The organism is Limnohabitans sp. JirII-29 (genome assembly GCF_003063395.1).
Taxonomy (GTDB): Bacteria; Pseudomonadota; Gammaproteobacteria; order Burkholderiales; family Burkholderiaceae_C; genus Limnohabitans.
Genome location: NZ_NESB01000003.1, coordinates 432,762 through 445,486 on the forward strand (window position 1 = coordinate 432,762; position 12,725 = coordinate 445,486).

The following is a 12,725-nucleotide window of genomic DNA, read 5'->3' on the forward strand; positions in this document are numbered from 1 at the left end:
ATTTCTTTCAATTTTTTTGTTCTTGTGGCGACTCGCGCCAACCGCCGCCCAAGGCTTTCATCATCACCACCTGGTTGTCCAGGGCACGGGCCTGAACCTCGGTGAACGCACGTTGTTGCGCCAGCAATTGGCTTTGCGCATTCAGCACCACGCCCTGATTGACCAAGCCTGCGGCAAAGCGCGCACGGTAGGTGGCGAATGCCGCTTGGGCAGACACCAGGGCCTGCTGTTGGTCGCGCAATTGCACGCGCAAAGACAGGCTGCTGCTGATGGCGTCACTGGCTTCTTTCACCGCATCCAGCAAGGTGGCGTTGTAGCTGGCAATGGCCACGTCCAAGTCGCCCTCGCGGCCACGCAGTTGGGCGCGCAAACGTCCGGCATCGAACAAGGGCAAGCGCAAAGCCGGGCTGATGCCCACTTGGCGGCTGCCGTTGTCAAACAAGTTGTCCAAACCAATGGCGTTGACGCCCACGAAAGCGCCCAAATTCACGTTCGGGTAGAACTGGGTTTTGGCCACCGCCACGTCTTGCGTGGCCGCCTCCACGCGCCAGCGCGCCGCCACCACATCGGCTCGTCGACCCAGCAAATCGGCCCCCAAGTTCAAAGGCAAGGCCTCCAGTTGCAAGGCACTGAGTTGCGGCGTCAAACCGTCATAAGCCTGTGGGCCCTGCCCGCTCAAAGCTGCCAGCTGGTGGCGCAGCAAAGCCATCTGTTCGTCCAGCGCCTGCACCTGGGTGCGCGCTTCCAACACCCCGACGTCTGACTGGTGCAACTCCAACTGGTTGTCAATGCCCGCCGCCACACGCATTTGCGTGACGCCTTGCAATTGGCTGCGCTGCGTGAGCGTGGCTTGCGCCAACGCGTGCTGTGCCACCACACGCGCCAAGGCGATGTAGCTGCGACTCACCTGCGAGGCCAAGGTCACCGCAGCAGCAGCTGCATCGGCACGGGCGGCTTGCACCTGCCCCAAGGCCGACGCCAATTCGGCCGTGTGTTGGCCAAACAGATCCGGCGTCCAGCCCAGCCCCAACTGCACGTTGCCCGTGTTGTACACACCGCCTGCAATCGGCTTGGGGTAGAGGCCGTTCTCGGTGAAGCGCTGGCGCGACAGGTCTACTGCGGCCGAGGTTTGTGGCAGGCCGTTGGCGCGGCTCACATCGGCCATGGCCAGCATGCGCTCCAGGCGCGCACGCGCCACCACCAAGGTGGGCTGCCCTTGTAGGGCTTGGGTCACGATCTGGTTCAACACCGGGTCCCCCATGGCGCGCCACCAATCGGCGGCCACCTCTGGCGTGGCAGTGTCTTTGAGCCCCAAGGTTTGAACAGCGGTGGGGATTGCCGCTTGTCGCTCAGGGCCAGAGCTGGCACACGCCGTCAACACCCCCACCAGCAGCGCGCCACAGGCCAGACGGCCGCGCGCAGAAAAAAGCCAAGACATCACCAGCTGTCGTCGCCACCGCCAGAGGCATCGCTGCCGCTGTCGTCCCAACCACTGCCAGATCCCGCATCAAAGCTGCCCAAGTCGGGGCGTGAAGGTGCATCAAATGGCACATAGCCGCCGTTGTTGTCCACCACCGGCGCGCTGGTGCTGCTGTGGTGGTCACCTTCCAAGGCTTTGGACAAGGCATAACCTGCGGCCACACCGGCCAAGCCCCCCACCACAGCGCCGGTCATGGTGGAGCCACCACTGGGCGTTTGTGCGGGGTAGCCCTGGGGGGCGTAGCCTGGCTGGTTGGGCGTGAACTGCGCGCCAAAGCCACGTGCGGGCTGAGGTTGCATGGGCGCGGGCATGGGGCTACCCGCAGGTGGGTTGTTGGCCACAAAACGGCGTGCCAACCAGGCCACGACCACCACCAGCGCAATGGCAATCCAGATGTAGCTCAGCGGCGAGCTGCCAGAGGCCGCAGGGGCTTGTGGCGCAGGCGCGGCTTGCACCATAGCGGTGGACGGCGTGCTGTGCGTCACGGCGGGCGTGGCCGCTGCACTGACTTTGTCGAACACGGCGTTGAACTGGGCATCGCTGCCGGCAAACTTCAACGACGGGTCGATGGTTTTGGCCTGCTTGAGCTCCGTCAGGGCTTCGGGGTAGCGCGCTTCGCGCGCCAGCACTTGGCCCAGCTCGTAGTGCGCTTTGGCACTTTGGGGCTTTTCTTGGATCACTTCGCGCAGCATCGACTCGGCTTGCGCCATGTGGCCTTCGCGAACCGCAGTTTCAATGTCTTTGGGGGTGGGCAGTGCCAAAGCCAAGGCCGAGACGGCCAACAACAGGCCTGCCACCAGGGGTTTGAACAAGGTACGAACAGTCAGGAACATGGATAGACCCTCTCAAAATCAACACAGCCTCAGGCTGCAAGGAGGTCTATTGTGGGGCTTGCTCGTGAATACTAAGTAAAGACCCTAGGACACCCCTCAGGTCTTGAGGTCGAAGCGCTGTTCCCATGCCTCCACATCGGGCAAACCCAACACGTCGTTGTACTCGCGTGAAAATTTGTTGTTGATGTGCAAAACGTTGGGCACGCGCCGGGAAACGCTCAGTTAGCTCAAAGAGATACCAGAGGAGATGGCGGGATGGGTCAATGACGTTAAAATGCATGAAATTTCAATGAGAAATCTTTCGTGCCAGCAACCACTTCACTGCCCACCGCATCCCTGCGGGGTGCCACTGCGCACCTAGCAGATGAGCTGAAAGCCGGTCATGTCTATCGGCGTGAGGATCTCGCTCGCCTAAGCAATGCGGTAGATCGGCATCTGCGTGAGCTGGTCTCCATGGGCAAACTTCAAAAGCTGGCTCAGGGGCTTTACCACGCCCCCAAGCAGTCGAACTTTGGCCCTCTCCCCCCAGCCGACGATCAGGTTGTGAAGGGGTTTCTGCGGGACAAGGAATTCCTGGTGTTTTCGCCCTCTTCTTATAACGCTGTGGGCCTAGGCACCACGCAGCTCTACAACCGGACGTTGGTCTACAACCACAAGCGCCACGGCGTCTTCCGTCTCGGAAATCGGCAGTTCGATTTCCGGGTGAAGCCCCGTTTTCCGAAGAAGCTGTCTCGCGAGTTCCTCTACGTGGACTTGCTCAACAACTTGGAAGAACTGGCCGAAGACCGTGATGTGGTGCTCAGCCAGGCTCGCAGCAAACTACCCTCCTTCGATATGGATCGGCTGCTAGAGGCCATAGAAAGCTACGGCAACATGGTCACGCGCAAACGGTTCCGGGAATGGATCAATGGCTGAGTTTCTTCACGAGCGACGCGACTTCGACCAATTGCTCGCGGTTGTCGCCAACGGTCGAGGCCTTGACCCCATGTTGGTCGAGAAGGATTACTGGATCATGCACGGGCTATGGGGCATACAGGCACAGGGTTTTGTGTTCGAGCTCAAGGGCGGTACATCCCTGTCCAAAGGCTTCGGGGTGATCCATCGGTTCTCCGAAGACATCGACATCCGTATCGAGCCTCCGGCCGACATGGATGTGAAAATCGGCCGCAACCAGGACAAGCCCGCTCACATTGCCTCACGGCTGGCTTATTACGACGAACTGGCCAAGCGCATCAGCATCCCAGGCATCGACAGTGTGGAGCGGGACACCTTTTTCGATGACGAAAAAATGCGCAGCGCAGGCATTCGCCTGTCTTACTCACCTCGTACAGCCGGGCTGTCGGGGGTGAAGGACGGCATCCTGCTGGAGCTGGGGTTTGACGACACAGCTCCCAATCGAGCGGTCACGATCTCCTCATGGGCCTTGGATTTCGCCCTGGGCAAAGGCGTACAGGTGTTCGACAACCGTGCGGTGAACGTCCTGTGCTACGCGCCGACACACACCTTTGTCGAGAAGCTCCAAACCATTTCGACCAAGTACCGGCGTCTGGCCGAGGCCAAAGAGTTTCCAGCCAACTTCCTACGGCACTACTACGACGTGTACTGCCTGCTCGGTCTACAGGAAGTGCAGGAATTCATGAAAACGCCTGCTTACCAGGAGAGAAAACAACAGCGCTTTCGGACAGGCGATGAATTGGTGATCTCCAAGAATTCAGCATTTACTTTGAGCGATCCAAAGCAACGGGCGCTTTTTACTCGGGAATACAGCAAGTCTTCCACGCTCTATTACCAGGGACAGCCTGATTTTGATCAGCTACTTGCCAGAATTGGCGAACACCTGAATTCCATGTGATGCACCAAGATCATGAATTGATGACACGCCCTCGCCAAAGCCTATAAGGTGCCCCTCAGGTCTTGAGGTCGAAGCGCTGTTCCCATGCCTCCACATCGGGCAAACCCAACACGTCGGTGTACTCGCGTGAAGACAGCATGCGTGGGCGCACTTGGGCGGTGCTGCCGTCGTGCTTGAGATGCCCCAGGGCTTCGCGCATGGCAAAACCCACGGCGTTGCGAATCATGCCGGGGTAAATCGCCACGCCAATGCCGTGGGTGTGCAGCTGGTCTGAGGTCACCTCGGCCAGTGCGCCACCGGCGTCGATGTTGACCACACAGGGCACCGGCACCACATCGGCGATGCGGCGAATGTCAGCCAAGATGCCCGCGTGGCCTTTGAGTTCCACAAACACCGCCCCCGCGCCAACCTGCGCAAAGGCCTGGGCACGCCGGATGGCTTCGTCTAGCCCCATCGAGGCCGCGCTGTCGGTGCGGCCAATCACCATGAAGTCGGGGTCGTTGCGCGCCGCCACAGCAGCGGCAATTTTGGCCACCGCCTCGTCAAAAGGCAGCACTGTGCGCGCGCCGGGCAACTGGGCGCAGCGCTTGGGCGAGCATTGGTCTTCGATGTGAATGGCGGCCACGCCTGCGGCCTCGAACTCAGCCACCGTGCGCTGCAAGGCCACGATGCCACCGTAGCCAGTGTCGGCGTCACAAATCAGCGGCAAGTCCATGCAAGCGGCCACGTTGCGGGCATGGTTGGCAATCTGCGTCAAATCAATCAGCCCCACATCGGGACGACCCAACAAACAGGCCGACACGCCGTTGCCCGTCATGTACGCGGCTTCGAACCCGGCTTGTGCGACCAAGCGTGCGCCGTAGCCGTCGTAAATGCCAGGCGCCACCAAGGCGCGCTGCTTGACCGTGGCCAAACGCTGTTGCAAGGCTTGGCGAATGCGCGAGACGCGGCCCGGGGCGCGAGAGGTGGTGGTCATGCGGTGACTTCCCAGTTGGGGTATTTCTTCAAGAACGGAATCAGCCCGCCCTCGCGCAAGATGGCCAGGATGGCCTCGGGCAAGGCCCTGAAACTGCGCGTGATGGGTGGCTGGCTGGCGTCGGAGGGGGTCACCGTGAAGGTGTGGGTTTGCAGGTCCAAACGCGCTGACGCGCCGTTGGGCAAACCGGCGGTGTCGCACTCCAGCACCAACAGCCCGTTGTTGATGGCGTTGCGGAAAAACTGACGCCCGAACGACGGCGCCACGATGGCCGCCACGCCCATGCGGCGCAAGATGTGCACCGCCTGCTCACGCGAGGAGTTGATGCCAAAGTGCGTGCCCGCCACGATGATGTCGCCCGACTTGAAACGCTGCACAAAACTCGGATCGACGGCTTCAAAGGCGTGGGCCGCGATGTAGGCCTCGTCTTTGCCGGGCAGGTATTTGCCCGAGCAGTTGAGGTCGGTGTTGACGTCGTCGCCCAACACCCAGGCGGTGGCTTCCATCAAATGCTCAGACATGGCTGGCCTCCCATTGCCCACCTTCAACCGTGCGCGGGTCGGTGATGCGCCCGGTCAGGGCAGACGCGGCCACCGTGGCTGCGGAGCCGAGCCAAATCTCGGCCTCGTGGTTGCCCAGACGGCCTTGGAAATTGCGGTTGGCGGTGGAGATCACCACCTCGCGGTCGCCTGGAATCAAATGGTTGGTGATGCCCACGCAGGTGCCGCAGCCTGCGGCTTCCACCGAGGCACCGGCTTCGGTCAAGGTCTCAATCAGTCCCTCACGCAAAGCCGCCAAATAAATTTGCCGCGAAGCCGGGGTGATGATCATGCGCACGCCCGAGGCCAAACGACGGCCTTTCAAAATCGCGGCGGCTTGGCGCATGTCGTCCAAGCGGCCGTTGGTGCAGGTGCCAATCAGCGCGAAGTTGATCTTTTGGCCAATCACCTCGTGAGCAGCCACCACATCGTCCACCGCATGCTTGCGCGCGACTTGGGGCGCGAGTTGCGAAGCGTCGATGTCCAGCCGATCGGCATACACCGCATCGGCATCGGCAAACACAGGCTGAGGTGGACGCGCACCATGTGCCGCCAGCCAAGCGAAGGTTTTGTCATCGGCTTCGAGCAGCGCAGCCTTGGCGCCGAGTTCGGCGGCGTGGTTGGCCAGGGTCATGCGGTCGTCGATTTCCATGGCGTTCACGGCTGAGCCCACGTACTCGATGGCACGGTAGTTCAAGCCTTCCGCGCCAAAGCGACCCAGCATGTACAGCGTCAGGTCTTTGGCCCAGACACCGGGTTGCAAACGTCCGTTGAGGGTGACGCGCACCGACTCGGGCACACGCAGCCACACCTTGCCGGTGGCCATGACGGCGCTCACGTCGGTGCCTTCGATGCCGGTGCCAAACGCGTTGAACGCGCCATAGGTGACCGAGTGGGTGTCGGTGCCCACCACCAAGTCACCACAGGTCAGGTGGCCGCCTTCAGGCAGCACCTGGTGGCAAATGCCGTCGCCAATGTCGTAGAGCTGGCTGCCGTGTTCTTTGGCAAAACGGCGCATCGCACTGTGGCCTTGTGCCGCCTCTACCGTGGGCGGGGGCGAGTAATGGTCGAGCACCCACGCGGTCTTGGACGCAAAGGGCAACTTGGCGTCCATCTTCTCGACCATGCGAATGGCGTTGGGTGCACGCGCGTCGTGCACCATCGCGTAATCCACGTTGGCCACGACGATGTCGCCCGCGTGTACCTGGGTCTGGCCCGAACGTTGAGCCAGTATTTTTTCAGCCATGGTGGCGCTCATGTCAATCTCCGCTAATGCCTGCTTTGCGCACAATTGCGCCCCACTTGTCGCTCTCTGCGCGCATGTAGCGCGCGGTGTCTTCGGGCGAGGTGGGTGTGGGGGCCAAGCCCAGTTTGCGCAGCTGCGCGGCTATCTGGGGGTCGCTGAGGGTCATGGTGATCACCTCGTTCAAACGCTTCACAACCTCGGGGGGGGTGCGCAGAGGTGCGGTGAAGGCGTACCAGTTGACAGCCTCAAAGCCGGGGTAGCCCAACTCGGCGATGGTGGGCACGTTGGGCAACACCTCCATGCGCTTGGCGCTGGTCACGGCCAGTGGACGCAGCTTGCCGTTTTGGATGAACTGCATGGCATCGGTCGGGCTGGAGAAGATGGAGGGCAGCACGCCGCCCAACAAGTCGTTCATGGCGGGCGCGCCACCCCGGTAGGCCACGTGCTGGTTGTTGAGGTTGGCAGTGGCTTTGAACAACTCACCCGCCAAGTGCCCTGCACTGCCAATGCCCGAAGAGCCAAACGACGCACGTGAACGCTCGGCCTTACCCTGGCGCACATAGTCGTCCAGGCTGCGGATGTCGCTGTTGGCGTTGACCACCAAGACGTTGGGAAACACGATGGCCATGCTCAAGGCCTGCATGTCGGTGACGGGGTTGTAGCTGAGCTTGTTGATGTGCTGGTTCACCGCCAGCGAGCCAATGGTGCCCAGCATGATGGTGTAGCCGTCTGCGGGAGCTTTGACCAATTGCTCAGAGGCGATGTTGCCACCCGCGCCGGGTCGGTTTTCGATCACCACCGATTGCTTGAGCAACTCGCCCATGCGCGGTGCCATGATGCGCGCCACGGTGTCCGAGCTGCCGCCCGGCGCAAAGCCAATCAGCAACTTGACGGGCCGTGTGGGAAAAGGCTCAGCGGCTGACGCAACCGAGGCCCCCAAAAAAGAAGCGGCACCCAAAAGTGCCGCTAACAACTGTCGTATGTTCATGTGTTCTCACTCTGGCTAATCGACTCTCGCACCCGAATCTTTGACGATGCGCGACCAGCGCTGCAAGTCGTCGCGCACGATGATAGCGAGTTGCTCTGCGCTGCCTTTGAAAGGCTCGCACCCCAGAGTCGCCAACTTGTCTTGGGTTTCCTTGGCGTCCAGGGCTTTGGCCACCTCGTCTTGAATTTGCGCCAAGATGTGCTTGGGCGTGCCAGCGGGTGCAAACATGCCGTACCACGGGGTGGCACCAAAGCCTTTGACGGTCTCGCCAATGGTGGGCACATCGGGCAGTGCGGCCAAGCGCTTTTCGTTCACCACCCCCAAGACCTTGAGCTTGCCCGAGCGGATGAAGGCAATCGAGGACGGCATGCTTTGCACCGACAGCGGCACTTGCCCACCCACCACATCGGTCGCTGCCATGGCCGCGCCTTTGTAGGGAATGTGCTGCAACTGAATGCCCGTGGCCTTTTGCAGCATCTCGCCAATCAGGTGGTTCAAGGTGCCATTGCCCGCCGAGGCAATGGCCAGCGGATCCGACTTGGACTTGGCCAACGCAATCAGCTCGGCCACGGTGTTGGCAGGCAACGCCGGGTTGGCCACCAGCACGTAACCGGCCTTGGCCAACGGGGCCACCGGATCAAAGTCTTTCACCGGGTCAAAGCCGGTGCGCTGGTAGAGAAACGGGTTGATGACCTGCGCACTGTCGGCATTGACCAGCAAGGTGTAGCCATCGTTCTTGGCCTTGGCCACCGACGCTGTGCCCACATTGCCACCGGCGCCGGGGCGGTTTTCCACCACCACGGGCTGACCCCATTGCTCGCTGAGCTTTTGCGCCAGCACGCGGGCAATGGCGTCGTTGGCGCCGCCTGCGGTTTGCGGCACCACCAAGGTCACGGTTTTGGACGGGAACTTGTCTTGCGCCTGTGCGCCGCTGCACAGCGCTAAGCCCAGACAAGTCACCCACCAAGTGCGACGAAGCATCGGCGTGAACATGGTGTGCAACCCGCTCAGGTGGTCAAGGCCTGCTTGACGCGTGCGGGTGCCAGCGGGTAGCGGCGAATGCGTACACCCGTGGCGTCAAACACCGCATTCGCAATGGCAGCGGGGAAACACACGATGGCGGGCTCACCGGCACCGCCAATGGGTTTGTCGGGGCGATTGAGCAAGACGATCTCGACTTGACCCGGAATGTCGTCCAAGTTGGCGATGCGGTAGCTGTTCCAGTCCACGCTGTTGACGCGCTGAGGATCGAAATGGACTTCTTCATACAACGAGCGGCTGATGCCCTGCATGATTTGCCCTTCCATCGCCGCACGCACACCAATCGGGTTGACGATCAGGCCGCAGTCGTTGGCGATCACCAGCTTCTTGACCCAGATGCGTCCCGTGTCGCGGTGCACTTCGACCTCACAGGCCACGGCCGCATACGACTGGTAACCCGCGTGCAAGGCCATGCCACGACCGGTCATCACCTTGGCCGTCGACTTGCCGCGTGCTTTGGTGCGCGGTGCCCAGCCCAGTTTTTCAGCCGCCGCTTTCACCACGTCGGCCTCACGCGGGTCTTGCATGTGCTTCATGCGGAATGCCACCGGGTCCATGCCGGTGGCGTGCGCCACTTCGTCGATGAAGCACTCTTGGCCAAAGTGGGTTTGCATTTCTTGCGGCGCACGCATGTGGGCGGTGCGCATGGGCGAGGCTTGTTCCAAGTACGGAGGAATGGTTTCCCACCAGTGCACATGGTTGTTGAACTTGTAGCTTTCTTCAGGCACGTTGAAGTTGTAGGCGGTCCACTTCTTGTGGCCGGTTTGCATGCCGACCAAGGTGTGCTCAGGACTCTCGGCGTTGAACTTGACGTCCCAGCCGTTGAAGCCCTTGGCCTTGAGCAACCAGCCCGTCACGTTGTTGGCCTCATCGAGGCCCGCTTTCATGGTGATCACCGCAGCGGGAGCTTTGGGGTCCCAGGCGATGCCCTCGGCACGCGACCATTGCATGCGCACGGGACGGCCAAACTCTTTGGACAGCAGCGCGGCTTCATAAGGGGCCTCATCGGCATCGCTGCGGCCATACGAGCCCGCGCCGTGCATCCACTTCACCTGCACATTGGCTTCGGGCAGGCCCAAGAACTTGGCAATGCCTTCACGCAAGTAGTGGGGCTTTTGCACATCGGCCCAAATTTGTACTTGGTCACCCTTGACATCGACCACGCCGCACGACGGCGAGATGCGCGCATGCGACTGGAACGAACACTCGTACTCGGCCTCGATCACGCGCTTGGACGAGGCGAGCGCCGTCAAGGTGGGCTTGGCGTCGTAGGCTTTTTTACCGCCAAAAATGGGGATGGCGTTGGACGCGGTCACAGGTGCCGAGCGGATGTGCTCAAACACCGTGCCTTCGCCCCCACCCAACGGGCCTTGTACGTCAGACCAAGTGACCTTGAGTTGGCGCGATGCACGCACCGCATTCCACTCGGTCTCGGCCAACACGGCCACAAAGCCGCCTTTGACAAAGTGCTTGGCACCGGGAATGTCGGCAATCGACGCCGCATCGACCGATAGCGGCATGGCCCCAGCCACAGGCGGGCGCACGGCACGCGCATGCAACAGGTTGTCAGGACGGATGTGCGCGGTGTAGTGCTCTTTGGCGCCCACCTTGTCGGCAATGTCTTTGCGCTTGATGCCTTGGCCCACGATCTTGTACTGCGACACATCTTTGGGTTTGGCCATGCCCTGGGCATTCATGCCGTTGCCGATGGCGTTGTTCCACTTCAACGAAGCCCCAAAGTCTTTGCCACCAATCAAGTCGGCATAGCTCACGCTTTGTGCCGTATTGGCTTTGACGAACACGCGGCCGTTCTCGGTGGCCAGCTCGCTGGCGGCCACGCCCAAACGGGCCGAGGCGGCTTCGACCAACAAACGACGGGCTTCAGCGGCTGCGTTGCGCAGCGGGTTGGAGCCCATGCGCAAACCGGTGCTGCCGCTGCCGCCGCCTTGGTTGGGGGTGAGGCGGGTGTCGCCCATCACCACGGTGACCGCGTCCATCGACACATCGAGTTCTTCGGCCACGATTTGGGCGATGGCGGTATCGAGGCCCTGGCCGCAATCCATCTTGCCAAAGTTGGCGGTCACGTGGCCATTGGTGGCAATGCGAATCCAGGTGTCAAGTGCGGTGGGTTGCGGGCCAATCACCACTGGCGCAGCGGCTTGCGCGAGGGCATCGCCCACAAAGACAGAACCACTGGCGCCCACAATCAGCGCGCCTTGGGTCTGCATGAATTCACGACGAGAAAGCTTGGGGGTGTTCATGGTGGCTCCTTCAGGCTTTGGCGTTGGGGGTCATGGTGTCGCTGGCGCGTTTGACGGCGCGCATGATGGCAATTTGGGTGCCGCAGCGGCATTGCACATTGGTGAATGCCTGTTTGATTTGGGCCTGGGTGGGCTTGGGCGTTTTCTCCAGCAAGGCCACGCTGTTCATGATCCAGCCGTTCGAGCAGTAGCCGCATTGCGCCGCTTGCTCGTGCACAAAGGCTTCTTGCACCGGATGCAGTTGACCGTTTTTGGCCAAGCCATCGAGCGTGCGAATGGGCTTGCCCACCACCGCGCTGGTGGGGGTGACACACGAGCGCACTGGCTTGCCATCGACCAACACGGTGCAGGTACCGCACTGGGCCAAGCCACAACCAAACTTAGGCCCCTTGAGCTTGAGCTTGTCGGTCAAGGCGTACAGCAGAGGTTCATCGACCTCGGCTTGCACGGTCTGCGGGGTTCCGTCCACATTGAGTGAATAGTTGGGCATGGCGTCTCCTGAAAGGGGAAAAGGTTTCGACAAAAACTGTGAGCATGCTAAAGAAGATCACCCGTGCAGATGTCAGCGTTTTCCCTTTGGCTGTGTACCTTGGTGACAGGGTATTTGCATCGCCCCATTCTTTACAAAGACGACCAATAGCCGTACATTAAGCCACTTCATTCGGAGAAACAGATGACTGCCACAGCCTTAAAAAGTGCACGCATGGAACTCAAAACCACCGCGGATGCCAAAGAACTTCTCAACAAAGCCGCGCTGTTAGACGGCATGGACTTGTCTTCGTTTGTCATGAGTTCTGCCATCGAAAAGGCGCGCAAAGTGTTGCTGGCACATGCAGCCATCACCTTGTCCAAAGAAGGCCAACTCAACTTGGCCCGTTTGGTCATGCAGTCCCCCAAGCCCACCAAAGCCATGAAAGACTTGATGGCCCTGCCCCCTCTGCCGCAGCAGAAAAAATGAACATCGTTTCATCGCTGTTTGACCCAACGGTCAAACACCCAGGACTGAAAGATTTCGACTGCGGCTTGGATGCCATCAACCGTTTTGCCAGACACAACTTGTCCAAGCAAGTGCGCCAAGGTGTATGCGTCGCCTACGCCTTGCTGGACAGCGACGACGCTCAGCGTTTGGTGGGTTTTGTCACGCTGGCCAACCACAGCATCGAACTCTCTCGCTTGAGTGTGCTTGAGCTAGGGTCTATGCCCCGAACCATCCCTTGCACGCGGGTGGTGATGCTCGGTGTGGCCAAGTCTTACCAGCAGCACCGTCTGGGTCAGCAGTTGATCAAGATCGCCTTGCAAGCGGCTCAAGCGAGCGCCGTCAACGTGGGCAGTTTTGGCGTCTACCTGGATGCCGACGCCAACGCTGTGGGCTTTTATCAAAAGCTCGGTTTTGTGTTGCTGCAAGGCAATCAGTCCCCAGATCCATCGCCCATGTTTTTGTCCATGTCGAGCATTGCCTGAAAGCATTGAGGTCGTCCAGTCACCAACGTGTCAGCCTCCAGCCGCATC

At 60.8% G+C, this 12,725-nt stretch carries 13 protein-coding genes; 4 read left to right on the forward strand and 9 right to left on the reverse strand.

Annotated elements, in window-relative coordinates; translation table 11 throughout:
• Nucleotides 1-7: 7 nt before the first annotated feature.
• Together B9Z39_RS07160 and B9Z39_RS07165 are read right to left on the reverse strand one after the other, a co-directional pair.
• On the reverse strand, nt 8-1,438 hold the full coding sequence (locus B9Z39_RS07160) for an efflux transporter outer membrane subunit (RefSeq protein ID WP_108301172.1): 1,431 nt from the start codon (nt 1,436-1,438) through the stop codon (nt 8-10).
• The gene (locus B9Z39_RS07165; RefSeq protein WP_108301173.1) at nt 1,438-2,313 is read right to left on the reverse strand and encodes a tetratricopeptide repeat protein; all 876 of its coding nucleotides are present in this window, start codon (nt 2,311-2,313) and stop codon (nt 1,438-1,440) included. The genes B9Z39_RS07160 and B9Z39_RS07165 overlap by 1 nt, the downstream gene beginning before the upstream one ends.
• 303 nt (nt 2,314-2,616) lie before the next feature.
• Here B9Z39_RS07165 and B9Z39_RS07170 point away from each other — a divergent pair, with 303 nt between their 5' ends.
• Both B9Z39_RS07170 and B9Z39_RS07175 read left to right on the forward strand, forming a co-directional pair.
• Nucleotides 2,617-3,228, forward strand: a complete 612-nt coding sequence (locus B9Z39_RS07170) for a hypothetical protein (protein ID WP_199221178.1) — start codon at nt 2,617-2,619, stop codon at nt 3,226-3,228.
• Complete coding sequence (locus B9Z39_RS07175) at nt 3,221-4,165, forward strand: nucleotidyl transferase AbiEii/AbiGii toxin family protein (RefSeq protein ID WP_108301174.1); 945 nt, start codon at nt 3,221-3,223, stop codon at nt 4,163-4,165. Before B9Z39_RS07170 ends, B9Z39_RS07175 begins: the two co-directional genes overlap by 8 nt.
• A gap of 55 nt (nt 4,166-4,220) precedes the next feature.
• Here B9Z39_RS07175 and B9Z39_RS07180 read toward each other — a convergent pair whose 3' ends face one another.
• Genes B9Z39_RS07180 through B9Z39_RS07210 form a run of 7 tightly spaced genes read right to left on the reverse strand, consistent with a single transcriptional unit; the run spans nt 4,221 to nt 11,706 of the window.
• The gene (locus tag B9Z39_RS07180) at nt 4,221-5,141 is read right to left on the reverse strand and encodes an oxaloacetate decarboxylase (RefSeq protein WP_108301175.1); all 921 of its coding nucleotides are present in this window, start codon (nt 5,139-5,141) and stop codon (nt 4,221-4,223) included.
• A complete protein-coding gene (locus tag B9Z39_RS07185; protein ID WP_199221179.1) occupies nt 5,138-5,662 on the reverse strand; it encodes a 3-isopropylmalate dehydratase in 525 nt (174 codons plus the stop codon). Before B9Z39_RS07185 ends, B9Z39_RS07180 begins: the two co-directional genes overlap by 4 nt.
• On the reverse strand, nt 5,655-6,938 hold the full coding sequence (locus B9Z39_RS07190; protein WP_108301176.1) for a 3-isopropylmalate dehydratase large subunit: 1,284 nt from the start codon (nt 6,936-6,938) through the stop codon (nt 5,655-5,657). Before B9Z39_RS07190 ends, B9Z39_RS07185 begins: the two co-directional genes overlap by 8 nt.
• A gap of 1 nt (nt 6,939) precedes the next feature.
• Nucleotides 6,940-7,914 (reverse strand): tripartite tricarboxylate transporter substrate binding protein, encoded by a 975-nt coding sequence (locus B9Z39_RS07195; protein ID WP_108301177.1) that lies wholly within the window; start codon nt 7,912-7,914, stop codon nt 6,940-6,942.
• Nucleotides 7,915-7,929: 15 nt separating this feature from the next.
• On the reverse strand, nt 7,930-8,895 hold the full coding sequence (locus tag B9Z39_RS07200; RefSeq protein ID WP_369908120.1) for a Bug family tripartite tricarboxylate transporter substrate binding protein: 966 nt from the start codon (nt 8,893-8,895) through the stop codon (nt 7,930-7,932).
• A gap of 26 nt (nt 8,896-8,921) precedes the next feature.
• A complete protein-coding gene (locus B9Z39_RS07205) occupies nt 8,922-11,216 on the reverse strand; it encodes a molybdopterin cofactor-binding domain-containing protein (RefSeq protein WP_108301179.1) in 2,295 nt (764 codons plus the stop codon).
• A 10-nt stretch (nt 11,217-11,226) separates the two neighbouring features.
• Complete coding sequence (locus B9Z39_RS07210; protein ID WP_108301180.1) at nt 11,227-11,706, reverse strand: (2Fe-2S)-binding protein; 480 nt, start codon at nt 11,704-11,706, stop codon at nt 11,227-11,229.
• Between the two features lie 183 nt (nt 11,707-11,889).
• Here B9Z39_RS07210 and B9Z39_RS07215 point away from each other — a divergent pair, with 183 nt between their 5' ends.
• Both B9Z39_RS07215 and B9Z39_RS07220 read left to right on the forward strand, forming a co-directional pair.
• The gene (locus tag B9Z39_RS07215; RefSeq protein WP_108301181.1) at nt 11,890-12,174 is read left to right on the forward strand and encodes a DUF1778 domain-containing protein; all 285 of its coding nucleotides are present in this window, start codon (nt 11,890-11,892) and stop codon (nt 12,172-12,174) included.
• Entirely contained in the window at nt 12,171-12,677 is a 507-nt protein-coding gene (locus B9Z39_RS07220; RefSeq protein WP_108301182.1) for a GNAT family N-acetyltransferase, read from the forward strand. The genes B9Z39_RS07215 and B9Z39_RS07220 overlap by 4 nt, the downstream gene beginning before the upstream one ends.
• The last annotated feature ends 48 nt before the right edge of the window (nt 12,678-12,725 follow it).